This window comes from Thalassoglobus polymorphus (assembly GCF_007744255.1).
GTDB lineage: Bacteria > Planctomycetota > Planctomycetia > Planctomycetales > Planctomycetaceae > Thalassoglobus > Thalassoglobus polymorphus.
On record NZ_CP036267.1, the window covers coordinates 3987735 to 4012830 of the forward strand.

Below are 25096 nucleotides of genomic sequence, written 5' to 3' on the forward strand. Positions count from 1 at the left end.
CGATATGATTTCCAATCTCCTTCAATTCTCCATCCTTACCCGCCTGATAGTCGGCTGCCTGTTGATGACTCCAGCGAGCCTCTGCGCCGGCGAACCGGACGACTTCTCTCACAAGATAGCTCCGATACTGAAGAAGCATTGTGTTGAATGTCATGGAGGGAAAGAAGCTCAAGGTGGCTTCTCAATCAACACTCGCGGTCTTTTTCTGGATAAAGGATACGCGATCCCCAAAGACGTGAGCAGTTCATACTTTCTGGACTTGATTCTTTCGAACGATCCTGAAGTTCAGATGCCCCCACCGAAGAAACCTCGCGTCTCACAAAAGGAAATCGATCAACTCAAAAAGTGGGTTGAAGAAGGAATGGAGTGGGACGACGGATTTACATTCGCACCTCGTAATTATGAGCCTCCTCTCAAACCCTATTCAGTCGAACTGCCACCAGCGGTCGACGGAAGAAATCATCCGATCGACCGAATACTGGACTCATACCTGTCGACACGTGAACTCTCGCGACCAGAGCCAATCGACGATGCCACATTTTGCCGCCGAGTCTCGCTCGATTTAATCGGCCTTTTGCCGACCCCCGAGGAACTTGAAGCTTTCCTTCTCGACGAACGCCCGGACAAGCGCGAACGGTACATCCATAGTCTGCTCGAAAGAAACATTGATTACGCCGATCATTGGCTCAGCTTCTGGAACGATCTGCTCCGCAACGATTACACAGGGACCGGATTCATCACTGGAGGGCGAAAGCAAATTAGTGGGTGGCTGTACAGCGCACTTGTCAGTAACAAACCTTACGACCAGTTCGTCAAGGAATTGATCGCTCCTCCAACAGAAGCCAGCCAAGGCTTTATCGACGGGATCAAATGGCGCGGTGAAGTGAGTGCCGGGCAGACATTGGAAATTCAGTTTTCACAAAGCATCTCGCAATCGTTTCTCGGCATCAACATGAAATGTGCATCGTGTCACGACAGTTTCATTGACCGCTGGACATTAAAAGAGGCATATGGACTGGCAGCCATTTATTCCAATCGAGAACTGGCAATTCATCGCTGTGATAAACCAACCGGTGAGACAGCCGAAGCAGCCTGGGTCTTCCCTGAGCTTGGGCAAATTGATCCCGCAGCGACTCAGCCTGAGCGACTCAAGCAACTCTCCGAGTTGATGACACATCCGGAAAACGGGCGTTTGACACGGACGATTGTCAATCGATTGTGGGCACAGATGATGGGGCGAGGAATTGTTCATCCGCTTGACGCAATGCAAAGCGAACCATGGAATGCTGATCTCCTGGAAGTTCTTTCAAACTTCCTGATTGAGAACGACTACGATATGAAGCAAGTGCTCGCACTCATCGCAACATCAGAAGCCTATCAGTCTCAAACGGAGCTGTTGACGCAAGAATCATTAGATGGTGAATATGTTTACCGTGGCCCCAGATCAAAACGGATGACCGCTGAACAGTTCCTTGACGGTGTCTGGCAAATCACCGGGACTGCGCCGACTTCGATTGATGCACCGATCCTGCGGTCAAATGTGACCGCTGAAGAAGTTGAGAAAGTCTCGCTGCAAGGGAAATGGATTTGGCGAACAGCCCCGGTCGAGGAACCGAATCGCGATCCTCCAGCGGGTGAAACGATCCTGCTCAGCAAGAGACTTGAATTAGACGAGCCTGTTTCGCGCGGTGTCATCGCCGTGACCTGCGATAATGAGTTCACCCTGTTCATCAACAATCGCGAAGCCAGCAAAGGCAACAATTGGCAAAAAGTGGAATCGATCCCCGTTCATCATCTGCTGAAAAAAGGAAAGAACTCAATCATTGCAATTGCCAGGAACACAGGATCGACTCCGAACCCTGCAGGTTTTTACCTCGAAGGTCGCCTCGTGCTGGAGAACGGCGAGAAGGTCGCCTTTGCGTCAGATGAATCCTGGACATGGAATGACAAACTCCCCGTTTCTCGGAACGGGCGACTTGGAAAAGTGACCGGAAAATGGAATCCCGTTCAAATTGTGCCAGCTCTTGGTGCCTGGAGCGAAAAGACCACTCAACCAATTCAGCAGCGACTCGCTCAGGGAGCCGATGAAAACCTGCCGATGATTCGTGCTTCGTTGATGAACAACGACTTCTTCATGAGTTCACTTGGTCGCCCGCTCCGCGAACAAATTGTCTCCTCTCGCCCCAACGAACTGACGACTCTCGAAGCAATCAACCTCACAAATGGTGAGACTCTCGCCTCACTCCTCAAACGCGGCGGAGAGCAACTCAGTCAAAAAAAGTGGAAGAGCCCACAAGAATTGGTTGACTTTTTGGTGCTTTCGGCGTTCACACGTCCACCAACAAGTGAAGAAAGTGAAGTAATGTTGTCAGCGTTGAGCGAACCGATCACACCCGAAAAAATTGAAGACCTACTCTGGGCGATTGTCATGATGCCCGAATTTTTACTGATTCGATGAGTTGTTTGCTTATAATAGAATTTCCACTCTTCGTGCTGATTCACACAGAATTCCCAAAGAGAGACGAAGCATCGAAGAGACGGAAAAGTAAGCGGGTGAGTCAAAGAATTGAATGGGTAGCGAAAACGTAAGAACTCTTCGAAAGAAGAGGGCAGAGACCGGGAAGTGATATCAGTCCTGATAAGTTTCTGTCAGGAACCATGTCACATTAGCGGCCATTGCGAACATCACGTATTCAAAGAGTAGAGTGCCATGTTTGATTATGATTTATCTGAAGTTCCCGAACAGATTGTTCGTCGCGATTTTCTAAAACAGCTCTCTGCTGCAGGATTGGCAGCTATGGCAGCGGGAGCTCCACGCGACTTAAGCGCGAATGAAGAGCTCAAACATCCTGAAGCGACCGCTGATGCCTGCATCCTGATTTGGATGGGTGGCGGAATGGCGGCCCCGGAAACGTTCGATCCGAAGCGATATGCGCCGTTCGAAAAGGGGCTCCCGATCAAGGATGTGCTCAGTACGTTTCCCGCGATCGACACTTCGGTCGACAACATCAAAATTTGCCAGGGTTTAGAGAACATCGCTGGCGTGATGGATCGCGCGACGCTCATTCGTTCGGCGGTGCAAGCAGATCTGGGGAGCATTCTTCACTCACGACACCAGTATCACTGGCATACCGGATATGTCCCGCCACAAACGGTGGCCTGTCCTCACCTGGGATCGTGGATGGCAAAAGTGCTGGGACCGGTCAATCCGGTGATGCCCGCATTCGTGAATATTGGTCAACGTTTGGAAGGTGTCGGAGAAAAAGAAGAACTCAAGGCGTTCACCACCGCAGGCTTCTTTGGCTCGGAATACGGACCGATGAACCTCCCGTATCCAGAGCAAGCTGCCGCTTCAGTTCAGCCGCCAAAAGGAATGAACGCGCAGCGGTTCGCCAGTCGCAACCGGTTGTTTAAAAAGCTACTCAAAGAAAGTCCTCAAGCTGAGTACGTCAGCGATTATCAACAGGAATCGATGTTGAACGCACTCGACAGCGCGTATCATTTGCTCAGTTCAAAAGATCGCAACGCCTTCGACATCAGTCAGGAACCGCAAGAGAGTTACCAAAGATACGACACAGGTCGATTCGGACGTGGTTGCTTGCTGGCACGTCGACTTATAGAAGCAGGCACGCGCTTTGTCGAAGTGACCACGGAGTACGTTCCATTCTTGCATTGGGACACACACAATAGCGGACATGAAACGGTCGACCGATTGCACAAAGAAATCGACCGCCCCGTCGCCCAGCTCATCCTCGATTTAGAAGCACGTGGACTCCTTGATCGGACTCTGGTGATTATCGCTTCTGAGTTCAGCCGAGACGCCCTCATTGAAGGCAAGCCCGGATCAACTGCCAATGACCAAGCAACTTTCAAAGTCGATACAATTTCTGAGATGAAGCATTACGGGTTGCATCGCCACTTTACTGGTGGAACCAGTGTCGTAATGTTTGGAGGAGGAATGAAAAAAGGATTCCTCTACGGAAAAACGGCAGATGAGCGACCGTTGATTGCCATCGAGAACCCTGTCTCAATCATGAACCTGCATGCGACAATCATGACTGCGATGGGGATTAGCCCGAGAACCGGCTTTGACATCGAAGGCCGGCCATTTTATGTCACCCAAGATGGGAATGGGGAAGCAGTCAAAGACCTATTTGCTTGACGGGAACTGCACCCATTGAAGTTTTCGCTGTGATTTTTGGGGAGCTTTGAGATTGTCTTCGAATCGTTTGAGGAAGCGTTCCAATTCGTCCTGATCGATCGGCTTCGAGACAAACCCATCCATCCCCGCTTTGAAGCAACGCTCGCGGAACTCTTCGAGAACATGAGCTGTCATAGCAAATACGGGAGTTTTGGTGACATTCGATTGCTCTTCGAATTCCCGAATTTTATGAGTGGTCGTGACACCATCCATTCCCGGCATTTCGATATCCATAAAGATTGCATCGAAAAAGTTACCGTTTTGACACAATTCTAATGCCTCTTGCCCGCTCTCAGCCGTTGTCACCTGGTGGCCGAGAGAGCGAATCATCTCTCCTGCAACCATCAGATTGATTTCACTGTCATCGACAATGAGTAGCTTCAAAGTCCCTTCAGGAATCTCCGGAGCGACGAACTCTTCCTGCTCATTATCAATTTTCTCTTCAGCATTGAGCGCGCGAATCTCAAAATCAAATTCTTCAATCGTAAATGGTTTAATCAGGTGTGAACAAAGATTCACGCAGAGTTGCATCGATGGTTCACTTTCCATCCCCGAGGGAATCAGTGTCATGATCGGAAGCAGGTCTGCTGCAGTTCCAAGAAGTTGATCTTCGTAGACTCCGAAGCAATCGATATCAACAATCAGAGCTTCATATTCACAGGTCTCCTGGTTCAGAACAAGTTCCTGTAGTTCCTCAACACTGTCCACACGAACAATTTTGTGGCCAAGCGTCTCCACAATCTGCACTAAATGATCGCAGTACAAATCGTCGGGAGAGTAAAGTAAAAGCGACTTTGAATCTTGCTCACGTTCAGGCGGCGTTTGTGCTTGTGCAAGGTCCAGTGCGAACCGAAAAACCGATCCTTCTTCAAGCTTGCTTTCGACCTGAATGTTTCCCCCCATGAGGGTGACCAGTTGACGAGAGATCGCCAGTCCCAATCCGGTCCCCCCAAATCGTCGCGTCACCGAGGCATCACCCTGATCAAACGACTCGAACACCTGGTTGATCGCATCGGGGTGAATCCCCACTCCGGAATCTTGAACTGAAAACTCAACACCCTGGTCGTACCGAGGATCTGTTGATCTTTCCACAGAGAGAGTGACGTGTCCGTTCTCAGTGAATTTGATTGCGTTTCCAAGTAAGTTCAACAAGATCTGACGAAGCCGATTTGGGTCGCCGTAAACACTGGCAGGAACTTCAGGAGAAATCAGACAACGAAACTTGAGGCCCTTTTCGTACGCCTTCACACACAGCAAACGACACGCATCGACAACGCAACTGTGCAGGTTGAATTCGATGTGATCAATTTCCAGCTTGCCTGCTTCAATTTTTGAAAAGTCCAAGACATCGTTGAGGATCGTCAGCAAAGTCTTCGCGGATTGCGAAACGGTTTTCAGGTAACTCGTTTGCTGGTTGTCCAATCGCGTCGCCAATGCGAGTTGAGACATTCCAATAATCCCATTCATCGGCGTCCGAATTTCGTGACTCATCATTGCCAGGAATCGCCCTTTGGCTTCGTTCGCATCTCTGGCTTCACGAATAGAATCCACGAGTCGAGACTGAGTTCTTCGCAGCGCTTTCGCAACAGTTTCCAGTTCTCGATTGGACCGCACGAGTTGCGATGCACGATCTTCAAGTTCTTCCGTTCGGGCTGCGACACGAGTTTCAAGTGTTTCATTCAGGGCCTGAAGTTCCGCGAAGCCTTCTGCATTCTCAAGCGCAGCACCAACGAGCGTAGCAATGAATTCTGCAATTTGACGATCAGTGATCGAGAAGGACCGCGAGAGATCGGAATGCTCAATCTTCAAATGAGCAATCACTTCACCTCGAATAACGACTTTCGTCAACATCGTTGAAGAGGGCTCAGAGTCCTCCAGGTCAGCAAGGTTGAAGACGTTAGAACGACGCAGCGAGCTCTCAGAATGAAGATGGGCGTCTCTCTTCCAAAGCAGTTTTGAAATCGGTGCACGAACAAGCTTACGACCAGCGACTTCACCTTCACGAACGATCTCTTCGACGGCCCTGGCGGACATAATCTTTCGACCAGTCTGCATGAGAGTTTCAAATCGATCTGCGAGAGAAAGCGTTTCTCGATCATCATCGTTTTGGATTAAGAAATTGACCGATTCGATTTGGAATTCAGCCTCTTGAAATTGGTCAATCTCTGCTTGCGTGAAATTCCGACCAAGCTCTTGTCCCAGTTTTTGCTGGACCTGCCGGGTTAGCGCCAACTCATAAGCAGCTTTGTGTTTTCTTGCGAATTTCAGGCTTTTTTGTAACTCCTTGTTTGCCCTGGAATTTCGACCTTGCATGGCCGAAATTAACGCCAGTTCCCGGTAGAGTTGCGGTAATTCGTTCTTAAAACGAATCGTAGCCAGAATCGCTTGATTCGCTGTCCTCCGAGCTTTTTTGAGAGACTCCTTCCTCGCCGAAAGCATGAACGATTTATCCTGCTGTGCGCGTTGCCTCCACGCAGCGACCAGCCAGGTATAAATTGGACAAGTGTAAGGGTTTTTGACACCGGCTGCTTCCACATGATTGCGGGCTCGATTGAGCACTGAGATCGCCCGCTCAGATTCATTTCGATCGAGGAGAGAAATTGCTTGCGTCAGCAGAACCTGGGCCGTTCCCTGTGCATCTTCACGTTCCCGATGAAGTTCTTTCTCAAGCACCTCCGCCGGAAGCTTACCGTTCATGGCACGAATCCAGACATCAAGGATAATCCCCGAGGCCTGCTCATCGCCAAGAGTCATTCCGGATTCATAATTTCGACGACACTCTTCAATCGAACCGGCGAAGTCCCCCAGTCGATACAAGGCTGCAGCGACCTGATAACGCGCGATATGAACCTGCCAGAAGTCTCCGGTTCTTTCCAGAATCTTGATTGCTTTCCTGCAATAGTCGATGCAATCCTCATATCGACAGTTTGCATAGTGGGCAATCCCGTGAAAGTGCAACGACTGCCCCTTTCCCCATTCGTCGTTGAGTTCATCCCGAATCTCAAAAGAACGGGTGACATATTTGTAAGCACGTGGGAAGTAAGGAATGAGGACCATTCCCGGCGCGTGGTCGGAATACGCTTGAGCCAGTTCGAGAGTCGGAAGGTATTTCTCCCCCTCATTCATGCCTCGTAAGTTCGCCCACAACGTCATCGGCTTAGAACGACAGTACCAGCTTGCATGTGAGTATCCACTCAACAGCTTGAGGACCAGACGTTCCCTCTCTGTTGGTGTTCGCCGCAATCTGGAGAGAAAGAGCGTTGGGAACGCCGTATGTGCAGCCTGACGACAGCTTTCGTATGCCAAGTGAGCCAAAAGTGCGAGTCGAGTCTGGGGAATTTTTTGTGAGACAATCTCTAAGGCATCACGAAAGTGTTGAATCGCCGTATCCATGTCTCCTCGTTTAATGCACAGCTCTCCCTGCTTCCCGCAAATCTCAGCACTTTCAAGTTCGCACTTCACATGATCTCTTGCATGGGCGAATGCAATTCGAGCCTCTTCGTATTTCCCCTGAAGCATCTGGACGTCGCCAAGTCCTTCGTGGATATCAAAGAGATTCGGACCACCTGTTGTGGGAGCTGCCTTTAACGCAATTCGAAACTGTTGCTCAGCGAGTTCGAGTGCATGTTGATTCCTGGCCCGTTTCGCAGCCAATAAAGCGTAAAAGTAGGCTAGCTCGTTTGCTCCTGCTGATGAGTAGTGGTAAGCAAGAGCTGCAATTTGATCAGGGTATTTTTTCTCAATGAATCTGGCAGTCAGAAGGTGCAGCTCCTTTCGCACTGCCCGATTCATCCGTGACAGAAGTTCTTCCCGGATTTTGTCATGCAGGAAAACACAAACTTCACTGGAATGACGCTTCCACAAAAGTTGACGATTTTTAGCATTTTGAATTGCGTGAAGAATCTCAGACGGAGAAAGCTCTGACACCAGGTTGGCAAGTTCAACATCAAACTCACGTCCCAAAATTGCCCCCACCTCGAGATACTTGCGTGTTGCAGGCGAGAGCAGCGCAAGCCGCTGTGCCAGAACTTCGCCAGCCTCGGCAGAAGAGCACAAGTTTCTGAAGCGAGCTTCATCAATTTTCCAACCAGACTGCGCAGGATAGATCCCGCCTGACTCAACTAAGCCATACAGAAGGGAAGTCACCATAAACGGACTTCCAGCTGCAAGCTCTCGAACGACTTCAAGGACTCGCCGAGGAACTCGCCCTGCCATCGAAAGGACAACTTGATCAACATCTCCTTCCGACAAAGGGCTCAAATGAATTCGCTGAATGAGGGAAGTACTTTTTAGTGGATGATAATTTGAAACCTCTTCTGTCCGGTAAGAAATGAGCAACATCACATGGCGCTCACCCGAACTTTTTTCAGACTGTTGAACACGCCAGAACTTCAGTAAACGACTGACGAAGTCGGCGTCCCACTGGCAATCATCCAGGATCACCAAGGCAGGGGTTTCGGCATCACCGAGCAAACTGAAAAGCCGACAAATTGCCAGAAGCGTTCCCGCTTCCCCATTCACAGAGGGCTTATCAACTTGACCTTGAGTCTCAAAAAGCTGAGCCAGTTTTGGTAGCGCCCTCACAAGAATTTCTTCGATATCAAGACACTCAGACCGGAGCCGCTGACCGAATTCCGGGTCGGTCTCTTTCTTCGCCACGATTTGACTGGCAATCTGATTTAGAATCTTGAAAGACGTCCGAATGTCGAACGAAGCTGTTCCGTGGTAAACATCAAGACCTTTGGATTGAGCTCGGTTGGACAATTCTAAAATCAATCGCGATTTTCCATGACCCGATTCTCCTTCAAGAATGATGTCCTGAGCCTCACCGGGAATCGTGCGATCAATGGCATGTTCCAGTTGATCGAGTTCAGTCCTCCGAGAGACGAAAGCTGGTGCAGCCAGTGAATTCCGGACATCACTGGTCCCAATCGTTATCAATGGCTCTCGCCCTGACGTTATCAGGGACTCATATAATGCGTTCACGTCGTCGAGCACAGCGTCGACTGAGTGGTAGCGATCAGCACTTCGCCGTTGCAGACAGCGTGTGAGAATCTGATCAAAATGGCTGCTGACTTTGACTCCTAGTTTACGAACCGATGGCGAATTCTGAGTTGACTGCGCATAGAGAAGTTCGTTGAGTGTTTCACCAAGGAATGGAGTTCGCTGTGTGAGTGCTTCAAAAATGATACAGGCAACCGAGTAAAGATCTGAAGAGGCTCCGATCTTGTCACTGACAATTCCCGTCTGCTCGGGGGACATGTAAAAGGCGTTTCGGAAATCGAGTTCACTGAGCTTTCCGGCATCCTCTTCAATGAACGGCCCCCCTGTCCAGAATATTCTCCAGGTCCAGTCGGTTTTTAAGCGTCTCGCCTGGGCATGCGAAGGAGTTAAGGAAAGGTGCAGGACCCCAGCTTGATGCAGTTCTCGAATCTCGTTGAGTAAGGCTTGAAAAAGGCGTAATGCTTCCAATTCGGTCAACGGTCGCTCAGCGATCAGGTCAGGAAGCAGGTCACCATTGGTCACTGGTGAGAAGAACCACGTTGCTGAGTTTCGTGTGGTTGCCGCGACAACATTCCGATAATTTTTCACTCGCAACTGTTCGACGTCACTGACAAATTTCTTCCGAACGTCTTCTTTTAGCTCTCCGTGATTGAAAGCAAAAACGAGCTCTTCGTTCTCTAAATCTGATGCAAGCCAACACTCAAACCCAAGACGACATTCAACTCGACTCATGAGCTGAAACCGTTCCATCAGCAGCACACTTCCTTCGACTCTTTCTTCGTGCACCGAAGCGCTGTCCACGCCAGAGTTGAATTCAGATTGGGAAGGTGTTGAAGCCATGAAGTAGTTTGCACTCGAAAGTGAAGGGAAAGACTGTTTAACCACATATCAAAAACATTGGTTTCAATCCTTATCTTTACTTCATGACTCACCTGCGTGAGTCATTCTTTCCCCTGTCCCCCCCAAATTACCTGAAAGGAAAAATAAACTGTTGTAGAAAGTGGACAACACGGAATAACCGTTTCAATCATTTTGCGCAGAATCTTCAAAAATAATCTTGTGAATGGTCCAACGTACTGCCACTATTCTTTTCAGCGGGTATGAAAACATGGTCGGGCTTAATCCATAAAGGGAAAAAATGTCCACTATAGATTCAAACATCCCATTTGATGTCGAGTCCTTCTTCAATGTCGAGGTTGCGAATTTTAAGGAAACGCTGGATCGTATCGAAAATGAGGTCGAGCAAAATCCAGATCAGGAAACCGTAGACCGTTGCGTTGAGGAGTTCACAGTTGCTTTCCACCAGTCACGCGAAGAATGCCGAGTTGCTGAAGAATCTCTGAAGGATGATGCTCGCAAACTTGCTGAAGTTCAAAAACGCTTTCGTGATGAACTTGCTCCCTGGTTTGATCAAAGCTGGTTCTTTGATCGTGCTAAGAAAAAGCCGCGAGGTTACCCAGGTGACTATGTCATGCTGACGGCTCTTTATAACGAAGAGCCGAAGTCGACCGGTCTCGGATTGGTCATGGACCGTTACTTTCTCAAAGCAGACCTTGCCCGTGCTGTGCGAACTCGTTTAGCTGACGTGAAAGCGTTTGTCCTGGACGAAATTCAGAAGCGAAATAAACCCGTTTCAATTTTGAATGTCGCATCCGGCCCAGGACGTGAGTACACATGCGGATTTGATCATCTCGAAAATCCGGTTTCTGTCACCTGCCTGGACAGCGATGAAGCCGCTCTTGGTTTCTTAAAAGATGAAGTCGAGCAAGCCGCTGCTAAAAATCTGACTGTCTCACCAGTCTGCTATAACGCCCTGAAGACGACTAGCGGCGAGAAAAACATCCAGAACTTTGGTGCTTCGGATATCGTTTACAGTGTCGGACTGTGTGATTATATCCCCGATCGCTACATGATTCGCATCCTGGAAGGCTGGCGGCAGTCAGTCGTCGAGGGTGGAGTGGTCTATGTTGCGTTCAAAGATTGTCGCGAGTATGTCGCCTCTGAGTACCAATGGCATGCAGATTGGCACTTCTACCTCAGAACGGAAGAAGACTGTCGAGCCCTTTTCGAGCAAGCAGGCTACGACATGGACACAATGGAAATGTCCCGCGACTCCACCGGCATCATCATGAATTTTGTGAGCCGAATCACAACCTCCGAGGGTGTCCAGATCGACAAGAACCAAGAGCTGAAAGGCCCGCACTTCTCGTCAGTACGTGAAACAGAGGCGTCACAAAGAGATTCGCTGACCTCAGAGAATTAAGAAACCTCTTCGTCTCATGTTGAAGACTTAAGTTTCGAACGTTTTTCTCAGAACTTGATAGCTCCAATTCTGGAAAGCGTATCAGCTCTGACATCCTCAGATTTTGCACGACGTTCAATCGATTTTGAGCCCTGACAGCCTCGCCGAGCTTTGCTTGCCGAGGCTGTTTTCGTGCATGGACGTCTCAACGACCATCTGTCCCCGTATGATTTTCAATGCATGTCGTAACGCTGAACATACGAACCGTTATTCAATCGCAAGCCACGATGAGGCCAGAATAATCTCGAGTTTTCAGAGAGAGCACGGCTTCGCAATGGCCGGTGATAACTCTGCACCTGTTGTTTTTTGCCCTCAACAAGTGCTGACATCGCATAAAAAAACCTGACAGACACCAATATTTTGATGACTGTCAGGCTTCAATGTGAGAGCGCAGAGACTCGAACTCTGGACCTACGGATTAAAAGTCCGTTGCTCTACCAACTGAGCTACGCTCCCAAGTCCTTTACTGGAAATGACTTGCAACAGCGAACAGAATTCGCGAGTGAGGCAGGACATTTGCCAGTCTTTCCTGAAATTTCTTTCGGAAAAGTGAACGAGGCGAAGTCTAGTGAACACCGCAGGCGACTGCAATCAGGGAAACCGTATCGTGTCAAAAAGATGTCAAATTCTTCGGATGACCGAAAAAACTGACATCCCCCGAAAAATTCCTCTCTCTTTACACCGACAGAAATGAAGCCACCGAGGAAGATTTCCCAGGCCTACTTTTGATAGATCGGTAAATAATGATATTTGACCGACAGGCTGAGTACCGCCATCGAGGTTGCATAAACCCGCCCGTGGCTTTTCTCCGATCCGTTCTCCGCCAGCCATGAGCCATCTTTTGCTTGCTGCCCGAGAAGCATCTCCTGCACAAGTTGCTGGGCCTTGGCTGCGTGTTCCCCCCCTCGCTGATACATCCCCTGTGAATAGTAGTAGGTCCCGTAGGAACAGAAGCGTTCCTTCCACTTAGGGGGATTCTCCAACAACCAATCGGAGGCCCCAGTGACTAATGGAGAGTCATATTCCCCGCAAACCTGCATTGCCAGCAGTCCGGCTGCTGTCATCGTAAAGGTCGGACGACTTTGCCCGGGAGTGTAAGTGAACCCGCTCGCCTCCTTATCCGGAAATCCTTTTCGGTCAAGCCGTGAAGCGTAGGATCGCTTCAAGTATTCAACAGCCTCGTCAATCGCACTCGCCGGAACCGCTAGGCCATCATTCTTCGCTGAACGCAACGCCATCAACTGCCAGACAGAAACAGATAAATCAGAGTCCCGGGAGTTCGGATTGTACCTCCACCCACCCCGGTGCTGAGTCGGTTTCTGTTCTTTTTGAGAACTGAGGATGACATCGATCGCTTTTTGACAACGCTGATGGATCAGCTGGTCCTGCTCCTCGGTCGCTCCCATTCCCAGCATTTCTGTGAGCATGAGAGTAATAATCCCATGACCGTACATGCGTGAGCCATCTTTGGTCCCGAAGTAACCTTTGTCATCGACCCGATCATCGCGAAGAATGTAAGCTAATGCCTTCTGCATCGCTTGCCCTCGCGAATCTTTATCGGCCGGTTGAACTCCGACGCTCGCCATCGACATGATCGATAGCGCTGTCATTGTGCTATCGTATCGCTGATCGAGAATCGCTCCATCTTCACGCTGTTGGGAAATTAGATACGCAATCGCTTTTTCGACTCCGATATCAATTTCGTCAGTTTCAAACGCGGAGGCTTTCTGGTCCACGGAATTTGTGTCGACCTGCGCGACGACTTGCCCAGATGCCAGCGATAAATGGACGCACACCACTGAGCAAATGATCATAGACCGCGAAAATGCGATTCCGGTTGGGATTCTATGAAACCTCATTTTTTCTTCCTCGCTCGTTCAGCCAAGACTCGAAAATAGGCTTCGACGCTTTTTCGGTATTCCTCAGAGACGACTTCAGATTGCCCTTTTGTCAAATCATCCGCTGACTGATTTCGAAGCATCCCCCAATTTTTATCTTCCGTCCGATGAACTGCCTGGACACTAAAGTCTGTCATCGGCCCGGTCTCGGAGGGAACATCTGCTGAATCTATCGTTGAATCAGAGGATGCCAACTGAGACTGTTGCTGCGATTGCGTACGTGTTTTTGCCAGCTGAGCCTGTTGAGTTCGTGCAGCCTGCGAGATGGAATCGAGAGGCTGCTTGGCTTGCGGATTCGCTCCGTCGGGCGATTCCTTTGAACTCGTACTTGCGAGTTGTCGATCCAGTTCATCAAGAGTTTGAGCAAGACGCTGCGCTTCAGCCTGTTGCTGCGATGTTGGTTTTGACTGTGTGGGTTCTAATTGTGTCGGTTCTGATTGCGATGCCCCCGAACTTGGAGATGTTGCTGACTGTTGATCACTCTGTCCGCCCTGTTGTTCTTCCGCACTTGCTTGGGTGTTCTCGTTGGCGGCGAGGTTTGGTTCGAGAGCTTTTGAAAGTTGCTCAGCTTGAGCCAAGAGTGACTTTTCAGTTTCGGCAACAGCTTGTTGAGCCTGCAAAGCTGCGCCATTCTGCCCCTGTTCTTTGTTCGCCTCAGTGGGGTTTGTGGCCTGAGTGGCCTCGGCAGCTTCACGGGACTCTGCCTCACTTTGAGCTTCACCAAGTCGTTGCTGTGCGTCTGTGGATTCTTTTGAGGCAACTTGTTGTATCGATTCTGCAAGGGACTGCAGAGGCTCAACGACATTCAAATTCTTCAGTCTCCGTTCATGTCGTGCCGCTCGAGAGACGTCTTCTGCGACTTTGTTGATATCCTTGGTCAATTCCTGTTGCTGCTGTTCGGACGAGGCAAGCTCTCTTTGGGTCGGTGTCAATTCATTCTGAAATTCTGATGCCTTTGCAAGCTCATCGCTCTTCCGATTCAATTTCTCAGCGACCTCAAGGGCTTCCTCAGCATAAAGGTCTGCGAGTTGAGTCGCCGGATTTTGAGCATTCAACGGAGGAAGTTTCTTCCTGTTGATCTCGTCAGAGGCCTTTCGTAACTCTTGAGCAAACTCCGCAGCTTGCTTCTGTACCTGTTTTGCAGCGTCCAGTTTTTTTTGCTCCGCCAACTTCCGTGCTTGTTCTTGTTTGACCTTGTTCTTCAATCCAGAATCGTCAGGTTTTTTAGCAAGACTTTTCTCAGCTTGTTGAACTTTCTTCTCGGCATTTTTCACCTGATTTTGTGCGTTCTTCACTGCTTGATCGGTCCGGCGTTTTGCATCGTCTGCTCGTTTCGCAAGATCTTGTGCGGTCCGCTTTTGTTGATCGTGAAAACGCTGGCGTCGCTGTTCGGAGTCTTTCTTTTGGGCCTCGCGAGATTTCTCGTCAGCGTGAATCTTCTCATCTTTTTTCGCAGCGGTCTGTTGTTTTGCTTGTTTCAGTGATTCCGTAGCTTCTTGCAGAGAAGACTTTGCTTCCTGTGCGGTCTGTTGCAAATCTTCCAAAAGCTGATCTTCTCTGGCACTCTTCGTGAGCGTCGCGATCTCGTTGAGTTTCTGTTGGGTCTCTGCCAGTTTCTCCTGAGCTTCGGCAGATTTCCCTTGAGCTGCCGATTGATTTGCCTGCGCCAGTAACTGCCTGGAAAGTTGCGATGCTTCCGAGCCAACTTGACGGAGTCCCGCTGCGAGTTCTTTCTTTTTCGCCTGGAACTGAGAATCGGATCGTTCGTTCGCCTTCTGGATATTTTCATCGTCCCGGGCTGCAAACTCTAAGGCACTTTGGGCTTCGTTGAGCGTCTTTTCTGTGATCTCTGAGAGTGCCTGCTGCATCACAGGGTTTTGCTGTAACTCTTTTTCGAGTTCTGCGAGCAATGCTTCTGGAGATTGCTGAGCCATTTCTCCAAGCTGCTGTGCGTCTTGATATTGCTGATCCATTTGCCGAGCAATTCCCATGTCACGTTCTGCTTGCCGAAGCTGTTCGCGTGAGTCGGCAATGTCGAGACCTTCTTCAAGCTTTCCAAAATGTTTGGCAACCAAGTCTAAAGCTTGTGCAGTTTTCTCCTGCTCCTCAGTCGCTCGTGCAAGATCGCTCGCCTGCTTCTCACCTGTTTTCGCAGCCTGTGCCTGTTCAAGTGCGCGGTTCATTTTTCTCGCGGGCTCTTGAATCATCGCGATACTGTCGTCGGCATCTCGGGCACGCTCGCGTTGTTGCTCATCCAGAAGATCCTGCGAGTTCGCATCTTCAATGAGGGCTTGTGTCAAATCATCCAATTGCAGGTTGATCGATTCTTGTAATTGCTGAATCTCGGCGAGTTGCGGTGACCTCTCTGAAGCCTCGTTCCCCTCAGCAGCCTCGGCTGCCTGAGTTGTTTTTTCTTCCAGTTCCCGCAGTTGCTGTGCCGATTGCTCCGCCATCTGTGGGATTGTCGGCGTGTAGTTTGCAATCACAGCCCGTGCCTGAGCCATGATTGGTTCAAGCTCGACGACAAGAAAATCTACCTCTCGTTGAATCTCTTCAAGTTCGTGACTGGCTCCGACGATCTTGTCACGATTCCAGCGGCGTTCCTTAATTTTTCTTGCGGCATCACGAACAGAGGGCGACCAACGCATTTGATCGAATCTGGTCGTGATTTCGGTCGGAACTTTCGCTTCTCGTAAACGTCGACTGGCAATGTCGAACTGCCCGATGAGAACATCCAGTTGACGGGGGTGATCAAAGTAAGCCAGCGATCGATCCGTTTCCCAACGTTCCCGGTGATGCAACTGAGTCGCCGATTTCTGAACAAGGACCAGTTGATGCCCAGCTTCCAGAATGCGATAGGCTGGAAAAATTTCAGCCAGATGAGCTGGAACTTCGGAATCGGTCAGCTGACTTTGCTGGGAGATATTGAAGAGAGATGTCACCGCTCGATGAGTAAGACTTGAGTCAGCTGCATATTGCGAGTCGGCATCAATCCGAGACTGTGTCAGGTCGCGACAGTCGCGCAACTGGTCCAGACTGTGGCGCAACTTCAGCTCAATCTCTGCGTCATAACGTTGCGACTCACGGAGGAACTCGTTGCTTTTGTTTGAGTCAGATGAGTCTTGACTCTTCTGAAGCAGTTGAGCCTGCTGGCGTAGCGCGCTCGCAAGTTGCTCGATCGGGGAATCAAGCTGCCCCGATCGGCTATCGAGATCTCGACGGGCACTGCTCAGTCTCGATGGAAGTCCCCCGTCGAGTTGATCGATTCTCTGCCTCGACGCCAGCTGATTGAGCAAGTCTTGAGACGTTTTTTTGAGCTGTTCGAGCTTCTCTTCAGATTCAAGAGCATCTTCAAGCTTGAGACGCTGCCCCTCAGACCAGTTCAACTGACTCAGCAATCGGGAATCAAGAGAGCTCGAAATTCGCCCGCGATGTTTTCGAATGAGGCGTTCCAACTGTTCCAATTGATTGAGAACAATTGTTTCCTGTCGAGTGAGTCGCTCCCAGGATTGTGTTGCCCCCTGAACGACAATTTTCTGCTGATGCAGCAAAGCTTCCATGTCCATTGCGATGGCAACAAGCAAGTTATGCGAAGCCATGTTCTGGTAATGACTCGCGACGACTTTGGCATCATCAGCGATCCGTTCATAAATTCGTTTCAACTCGTCGTAATCGCGTTTCAACAATTTGGCGTCAACCGTACTTTCGATAGCCCGCAACAGATAAGCAGGAGAGTTTGTAGACTCGCGATAGATCCTGGATAGGAGTCTCCCACTCAATTCAAGGTCGTAGGCGTCCGCTCCAGTCGGCATCATTTTTTCAACAGTCAGAATATCTTCAAGAACTTCGCCAGCAGCGTCTCGATGCTTTGCCGAGAGATCAAGAAGCAAGGTTCGATCCAGAAGGGCTTGCTGCTCCTCCTGTTCGGGCTGTCGTAATCGTTCAATCGCTTCCAGTGCGGAGGTTTTTTGCTCAGCGACCAAGGCTGCAAAATCGGCGAGTGAATCATACAGCTCAACTTTTGCCTCCATCAATTCATGGCGTTTGGGGTCGAAATCCTGCCCTGCGACAATAATGCGCAGCGGAATCGATTCTCCTAAATTTCCTTTGAGGTCAGTAGCAACCAACTTAGTCAGAATCTGATCTCCAGCCTTGAGCTGAAGTTGCAAAAGATCCCATTGCCATTCAGATGTAACAAGGTGTGTTGAGGCTTCTCGTTCGGTTTGGATTGCTAACGGAATGGATTCCCAATCGCGACCATTCACCGAAATCTGCTGCTCCAGACCAACTAACGGTAGATCATCTGCAGCGATTCCTTTCAGAGCGAGAATGTCGTTAGGAGGCAACAGGAGAGTTGTTTCCTGCTGCTCGACAAATCCGACTTTGGGAATCAAATCTGGAATCGGACGGATTTCATATTTCGGACTAAAAACGTTGTCGAAACCGGTTTCTTTCGAAACGAGATTCACTTTGTAAATAGCTGTCTCATCGACCGAAACCGTGGCAGACCATTGAAGGTTCTCCCCCCGAGTCGAGGACTCCTCCGGTTCGACTGGCGACAACGGAATAACCTTCACTTCGTCCGATTCAGAAAGATCGAGCCGCAGTTCCGCTTTAGAGACAGGTTGATCAACTTCAACGATTAGCTCAACCTGCGTCCCTTCCAATGCCTGCAAGTCGCCATGAGCTTCATGACTGGTCTCTGGCGGTAACCGTGAATACTCAGGGTATTGAAACGTTTTGTGGAACACATTGACGCGCGGTCTTGGGCGAGATTCAATTCGATACCTCTGAGTGACGGCATCACCTGCGAAAATCCGATATTCAACCGATTCGTCAGTGACATGGAGATTCGCAGCGAACTGCTCATCCGAGGTCCCGCGCATCGGCTGGCGAACAGCACCCTGGCTGGGAGTAACCGTCTCCAGAGTGACTTCATCCACATTGCCTCCAGTTATTTCAACAACGATCGCAATCGTTTCATCTTCTGCGAGTAACAACGAATGTGGAGTCGGTTCGAGTACATGCACATGGATTCGAGAGACGCGTGCAATGTTCGCTCCGGGAAGAGCTGCACGTGTGACCAACTGGCGAAACCGCATGTCACCGTTCAGCAGAAGAGTCGCCGCAACAGCAACCAGTACCAACGCAGCGAACAGCCATTTGGCAACCAGTTTGACGGGCAACATCTGTGGGACTCGGATCTGCCCCATTTGCCTGGCAACGTTCCCTTGAAGCAGTCCACGAAACATGGGCGAATCGTGCAGCCCTGCGGGATCGTCTGTCGCCAGTTCCACCGCGGAGAGTAAATTCTCCCGGAGTTCTGGGTCCGTTTGCTCCATTTGCGTGGCGATTTCTTCACGCGCGGGGATATGCATTATTCGGCGAAGAGAGGTCATCCAGACAGCGAGAAAGGAGACCGCATAAACGGAAATCCCTAATCCCCAACGAGTTGAATCACTCAATAACCAATACCAGTCGATAAAGGCGACGACCGATACACAGGCGAGAAAGGAGACGATCCCAACGCTGAGGCCGCGCGAAAGGATGAGCCAGAACCGGCGACGGCGAAACTGATCCAGTTTCCGGGAAACAATTGGATCGAGACCAACACTCATGGGAAAATTCCAGATACGCGTTCGACGGGAATCAGAGTTGTCCGACTATAACATATTTGACTTGAGCGTATTTAATGCTCATCGTCTTCGTGAAGTTCACTCTCTCGGGGCGTTCAGTGCTTCCCTGACAGAACCGTTTATCGCGTGGCTGGAAACACAGAGCTATCCTCGAACAGTCATCACAATAAACCAGCACGTTTTCGCATACCCCATTCTATCGTGAGTAGCAGGATCATTGCAGCAAACCACCAGTAACTTTGCCAGATCAATGTTTCAGATTCGAGTATTCGCCCATCGCTGAATGGACGTAATAACTCTGGGAGACGGCCAACGTCTTCTTCGCGGAGCATCACCCCTGCGGAAGCTGCCGACATCTGGGAGAGCAATTCCTCGTTCGCATTCGTGGCTGCCATCTCGCCTGATTCGAGCCCTTCAACAATGAACTCACCTCGTGCTTTGAGTGCAGAATCACTCATCCCTGATGCCCGAATCGAAACAGTGTATTCACCAGTAGAGAGCGTTTGCGAACGACCACGATAGACTCCGGGAATATCCGGATCGGCCTCAAGTGCTACAGTGGAATCAATTTTTCCGTTCTTCCAGAACAGAGCATCCGCCGTCGATCCGACAGCAGGTTTTCCATCGACTCCACGAAGACGGATACGGACATCAACACTCTCACCGAAGTCGTAACTGACCGGTCCGGTATCGATTGAAACAAACTCATCACTGACGGCATACGGGCGCGGCATCACGTAGGTCGCCAGTTGATTCCAGATTCGCTGATGCCAAAGATCCGCAGACTTGTATCTCCAGCGCCAGGTTTCATCAAAAGCGAAATACAAAATTCGCCCCGCCCCATAGTTGCGAGTCACAATTGCTGCTTCTGTTTGCGCACCGACTTTCGCTTCGACGAGGACTTCCGCACCTGGAAGAGCAGTGACTGGGATCAGAGTGTGAGGCGGCGGAAGTTCCGTCCAGAATTTTCGGTTCTGGAAATCATCAGCTGCGAGTCTGAGTGAACTTTCCGCTGCACCACGTTCAGTCAGTTCTAATGACTGCGGCAGCATTGAAGTTGCGTCCGGCTTCCATTCGACTGGTACTAAGCTCCCTAAACTGGTTTCTAAAAGTTCACGAAGCTTCCCTCGCTGCCCATCTATCAGAACCATCCCGCCCCCGCGGATTTCAACAAACTCCCTGAGCCAGTCAAATTCATACGACTCAAATAACGCTGGGGGAATTTCGCCAAGAATGATCAGATCGAATTCAAAGAGTGCTTCCCGACTGGTAGGGAACTGGTCGGTTCGATCGCCTCGTGGAAGGGTTTGTTCGTCCGTTCCCGGACCCGCGATTACTGTGGTGACATCCCATTGTTCGTCTCGATCAAATACGTTTCTCAGGTAGCGTGTCTCCCATCGCGAACGACCATCCAGAATCAGTAATTTGTAACTCTGCTTGATGGCTGCCAGTCGAAAGCTTCGCTGATTATTTTTCGTTTCAGCTTCCTCTGCCAACGGGATAATCACCGCCTGCAAGTTCAAGGGGATCGAGTGCCTCACGACAGAGGAGTCAAGACTATCGTCGAGCTGATCAACCAGCTCGTTGATTGCAAAATCAAATTCGACTCTCCGTTCCGGCATGTTTTGCGAAACTAATTCTTTTTGCCAGAGAACATCATCACCATTTCGAATCTGAACGACAAAAGGGAGACTCTCGGTTATTGAGTCCCGGAGGATGACGGCTCCCCGAACTTGATCTGACTTGAAGACCAGTTCCGGATATTCCACTCCAACAACTGCCAGATCTTCAGCTTGCTCCGCCGCACCAAAGGAGACACAGAAATACTTGACGCCCTGTCCGCCCAGAATCTTCGCAGTTTGTACAGGGGATGGACCGGAATTGTGTTGGCCGTCTGTCAACAAAACGACTGCTGTCTGTTTTTGAACTGGTGCATCACCTGCGGAATCTGAAGTCCCCACAGTTTTTTGCACAGTTCTTTGCGATGTCAAAATCGCTGAACTCAAATCGGTGAGGTGTCCCTGAGGTTCAGCCCGGTTCAGCGCCGATTCAAATTCATCGATTTCGATCGACCTCGCCTCTGCACCATGCATCATAAGCAGTTCGACTTCGTGTTCTTCCCGGAGTGCCATAACCGTTTCCGCATTAGATTCAGTGAGCGCAACTTCCGCTCTTCGCAAGCGGGTTGATTCATCAAACATAGCGATGGCAGAACGATAAGAGTCGTCCCCGGCATTCAATTTCTGTTCGAGATCATCATCAAAACTCTTCTTGATTGCTTCCTCAATCGACACTATTTCACGAAGAAAACCTTGAGTCACCTGAAGCCGCTGCTCGGGACTTTCCTGCTCATAAGTCACAGAAGCGAATTGAGTCTCTAGATTCTTCCACTCTGCTTGATTGAACGCATTGGGGAACGATTCCCGGAGTTGTGTCACTTCTTCTTGAAAACTGCGAGCGGCCTTCTTCACTGTTTCGTTGGTGACACTTGAAGTCTTGTCCGGAGCGCTTTCAGCACTCGCCTCAGCTTCTCGCAGTCTCTGTTCAAACGCCAAACGAGCTTGTGCGAGCCCTTCAGCAAGATCAAGCTTCTCTGTCTTGATCTCTTCCGCGTTCAACCAACCGAGTTCATTGGCGATTTGTAATTTTCGTATCGTCGGCATGTGCTGGTCGAGCATCGTCATGCTCTCGGAGAGATCGACATAAATCTTCACGCGTCCCGGTTCACCGATCGTTTTACGATGGTGAAGAACCGGCCCAGTCAGAATCATGATGCCAAGGAAAAACGCAGAGGCTCGCAACAACGGGAGCAACCACTTCAGCCGCTGCGGTAAATTGAAACTTTCTCGTCGATAGTACCGCCATGAAAGCACTCCGACGACAAGAGAAAGAACAAGCCCCAACCAAAGCGGGACATCACCAATGAAGCGTATGCTCGTCATGCTCGGACCCTCGCAAATCGCTGTTGGAGGATCAGTTCCAGGAAGAGAAGCCCCAAGAGGGCTGCCAAAGCAATTTTCCAGACTTCTCGTCCGTGACGCCGTAAACGATCAAGTTTCAGATACTGTTCTGGAGACTCCAAAACCGTTGCGGACAACTCGTCGGCCAACGCTGCGAGTTCCTTTTCATCGAACAAATCCAGCGACGACTCTGCTCGCGAAGTCTCCGCCACGAAGTGAATCGCTTCAGTCGATGGAAGCGACATCGTATACAGTCCGGGTCGCTGCGTTTCTTCGTACCTCGCAAGTTGAGCGGTTCCTTCAGTCACAGTTTTGACAGATCGCTGAAGGCCATCCGGGGTCACAACTGAAACGGTCACCTGATCGCTCAGATCAGGTATGAGAGCAACGGCTGAGTCTCCAGTTTGAATGTTTCTGGGTGGAGAAATTCGCGAGGCCATCGTGGTAATCAACTGCTGCATCATCGGGACATAAACCGGTCGGAGCGGAAAGTCGGACCAGTCCGCATCGCACGCGGTCGCCATTTGCACAACCACGCCTTCCCCATAATTCTTTTCCACCAGCAGCGGATCTCCACTGTCCAGCATGGCCAATGTCACAATTTCCGAGGCCTCCGATGGAACAGCCAGTTGATACCAGCGCCGAATCGTGGCGCTCGAAAGATCGCCATTGGAAGGGTCGTTGAAAAACTCCAATGCAACGTGATCGAATCGCTGGGAGAGGACCGCAGTACTCGAACTCTTTTCACCAACTTCACCGAGTAGCGGCCCGAATGAAACTGGTAGCAGTCCTTGTCCATCAAGAAACATTTTCTCTCGATACCAATTGAGATCGAGCTGATCTCCGCCACAAACAAGAACGGCGCCGCCATCTTTGACGTACGTTTCCAAAAGCTTCAGTTGCCCATCGCTCAATTTAGAAACGTTTGCCAGAACAACGACACGCGATTTCTTCAAACGTTCTTCGTCCAGCTCTTTCACTTGAATGGTTTCAGTTTCAACGAGATCGAGAAGTTGGACACGACCAAAGGTGAGTGGAGTCAATGCGACGGAAAGATAGTCGGTCTCTCCTTGCAAGGGTTGCGAACTGGGAGCCCCGTCAACCAGTAAAACTTTGATGTTCTCCCAAACCGTCACTGCGGCAGCAAAACGATTATCAGCTTGTAACGGATCATCTGTCACAGCCTCGACTTCAACGACATGCGAACCGGGCGTTTTAAACTCTCCCGGAAATAACACCTGTGTTTCTGCACTGGGCGCCAATTGGAGTTGTGTCACCGAGTCCTCAACGCCATCAATGCGGAAGATCACGCGAACATTCTCGACATTGCTCGGACCGTGGTTTCGCAGATTCGCACGGAGATCCAATCGTTGTCCGACTCCGAGAGCACGCCGAGGAAAACTGAGTGAGTCAACCGAAATGTTTTCCTGAACTGGCTTGCCGAGTTGCATCAGCGAAAGCTCAGGGACAATTTCGAGACTTTCGAACTGGCGTCGGATTGCCTGAAGTGTATCTTTGTGAATGACCTCCCAGTCATGGTTTTGAAAGTCACTCAGAATGATACACTCGCGTCTTGCATGCGACATTCCAGCGAGAACAACAAGTGCCTCATCAACAGCAGCCTGCATGTCGCTGGCTCCCATTCCCCCTTCGATCCGGCTCAGCTTCTGAATGACGACATCCGAATCGAACACCGGCTCATCAAAGAGACGAGTTGGAATTCCCCCGGTGAGAATGACGGCAATCTCCGAACCGCGACTTGTTTCGCCGATCAACCTGGTCGCCGCTTCCACAGCCTTTTCAAAGCGAGTCCCGGTCTCTGAGTTTGTCTCCATTGAATAGCTGTTGTCCAAGAGAATGACGATTGAGACCGGTGATTCTCCCTCGAGCCCCTGCGTTCCGGTCAATACTGGTCGAGCCAGACAAAACGCCAGCAGCAACGGGATGGAACACCGAACGAGCAGTAGAATGAGTTGATCCAACCGAAACCGTTTATGGTTCACTCGAATGACTGACTCAAGCAGATGCATCGCCCCCCATTCGACCGTCCGGAACCGATTTCGATTCAGGATGTGAATGACGAGTGGGATCAAAGATGCTGCCGCTCCCCAGAGAAGAGCTTGATTCATGAACGTCACTTGGCTCTTCTCCTTAAAGCCAAATACGCTGCCAGTGAATCGGCAAACGGCTGATCAGTTGTCATAGGGACCAAACTGATCCGATGGCGGTTACATCCGTTCGCCAGCTGTTCTCGGAATTGATTCAACTTTTCTAAATAAGCGTTTCGAAGTTGTGCCGGGTCGACAAGATGCCGATTGTCAGCAGCTTCGAGAGAGGCGAATTGCGTCCACTGTCGGAAGGGGAAATCGAGTTCATCCGGGTCCCAAATCTGAAAGATGACGATCTCATGATTCGCATGACGGAAGTGCGCCAGCGACTTCATCAACTGGTCGACATCACCAAACAGGTCAGAAATGATCATCAACAGGCCACGACGATGCAGCTTGGCGACCATTTCGTGAAAGACGCTGCCCAATTCTGTCTCGTGCTTAGGGTTCTGCTTTTCGAGTTCACCGAGGATGGCCTGCAAATGCTTAGGTCGAGCACGCGGCGGGATGTAACGACGAACTTTTTTATCGAACGTCACCAGTCCGACACTATCTTGCTGTTGCAACATTAAATACGTCAGGCAAGCAGCTGTGCGGACAGCATACGCATGCTTCGTCAATCCATGACTTCGCGTCCCGGTGTACCCCATCGACCCACTTGAATCGAGCAAAATCGTACAGCGAAGGTTTGTCTCTTCCTCATATTCACGAATGTAAAGCCGGTCAGTCTTTCCGAAAAGCTTCCAGTCAATACTGCGAATATCATCACCGGGTACATACGACCGGTGCTCTTTGAACTCGACGCTGAAACCTTTATGAGGCGAACGGTGTAGCCCTGAACAGAATCCTTCGACGACCTGCTTTGCAAAAACTTGCAAATTCGTAAATTTTCCAATGTCGTGCGGAGTGAGGACGTCGGATACGTGGGGCATAAGGAGGCACGCTATGGCGAGGCGGAAGGATGGGGCGGGGAACTTGGGACGAGCA

Annotated in this window: 9 protein-coding genes and 1 tRNA gene; 3 read left to right on the forward strand and 7 right to left on the reverse strand. The window is 50.2% G+C overall.

Annotated elements, in window-relative coordinates:
• The first annotated feature begins 4 nt into the window (after positions 1 to 4).
• Together Mal48_RS14285 and Mal48_RS14290 are read left to right on the forward strand one after the other, a co-directional pair.
• On the forward strand, positions 5 to 2458 hold the full coding sequence (locus Mal48_RS14285; RefSeq protein ID WP_145200742.1) for a DUF1549 domain-containing protein: 2454 nt from the start codon (positions 5 to 7) through the stop codon (positions 2456 to 2458).
• Positions 2459 to 2710: 252 nt separating this feature from the next.
• Complete coding sequence (locus Mal48_RS14290; RefSeq protein WP_145200745.1) at positions 2711 to 4162, forward strand: DUF1501 domain-containing protein; 1452 nt, start codon at positions 2711 to 2713, stop codon at positions 4160 to 4162.
• On the opposite strand, the gene Mal48_RS14295 is transcribed toward Mal48_RS14290, so the two are convergent.
• Positions 4151 to 9955: an ATP-binding protein gene (locus Mal48_RS14295; RefSeq protein ID WP_231739585.1), complete on the reverse strand. Its 5805-nt coding sequence runs from the start codon at positions 9953 to 9955 to the stop codon at positions 4151 to 4153. The genes Mal48_RS14290 and Mal48_RS14295 overlap by 12 nt on opposite strands.
• A 388-nt stretch (positions 9956 to 10343) precedes the next feature.
• On the opposite strand from Mal48_RS14295, the gene Mal48_RS14300 reads away from it, so the two are divergent.
• Positions 10344 to 11468 (forward strand): class I SAM-dependent methyltransferase, encoded by a 1125-nt coding sequence (locus Mal48_RS14300; protein ID WP_145200751.1) that lies wholly within the window; start codon positions 10344 to 10346, stop codon positions 11466 to 11468.
• Between the two features lie 422 nt (positions 11469 to 11890).
• Here the strand turns inward: Mal48_RS14300 and Mal48_RS14305 are convergent.
• From Mal48_RS14305 to Mal48_RS14330, 6 genes are all read right to left on the reverse strand, one after another.
• Positions 11891 to 11963 (reverse strand) — tRNA-Lys (locus Mal48_RS14305).
• 263 nt (positions 11964 to 12226) lie between these two features.
• Positions 12227 to 13366 (reverse strand): prenyltransferase/squalene oxidase repeat-containing protein, encoded by a 1140-nt coding sequence (locus Mal48_RS14310; protein ID WP_197441712.1) that lies wholly within the window; start codon positions 13364 to 13366, stop codon positions 12227 to 12229.
• Entirely contained in the window at positions 13363 to 19023 is a 5661-nt protein-coding gene (locus tag Mal48_RS14315; protein ID WP_145200754.1) for a hypothetical protein, read from the reverse strand. Before Mal48_RS14315 ends, Mal48_RS14310 begins: the two co-directional genes overlap by 4 nt.
• Positions 19024 to 19202: 179 nt before the next feature.
• The gene (locus Mal48_RS14320) at positions 19203 to 21983 is read right to left on the reverse strand and encodes a VWA domain-containing protein (protein WP_145200757.1); all 2781 of its coding nucleotides are present in this window, start codon (positions 21981 to 21983) and stop codon (positions 19203 to 19205) included.
• Complete coding sequence (locus tag Mal48_RS14325; protein WP_231740024.1) at positions 21980 to 24130, reverse strand: VWA domain-containing protein; 2151 nt, start codon at positions 24128 to 24130, stop codon at positions 21980 to 21982. The genes Mal48_RS14320 and Mal48_RS14325 overlap by 4 nt, the downstream gene beginning before the upstream one ends.
• Positions 24131 to 24135: 5 nt before the next feature.
• Positions 24136 to 25041, reverse strand: a complete 906-nt coding sequence (locus Mal48_RS14330) for a DUF58 domain-containing protein (RefSeq protein WP_145200763.1) — start codon at positions 25039 to 25041, stop codon at positions 24136 to 24138.
• Positions 25042 to 25096 lie beyond the last annotated feature (55 nt).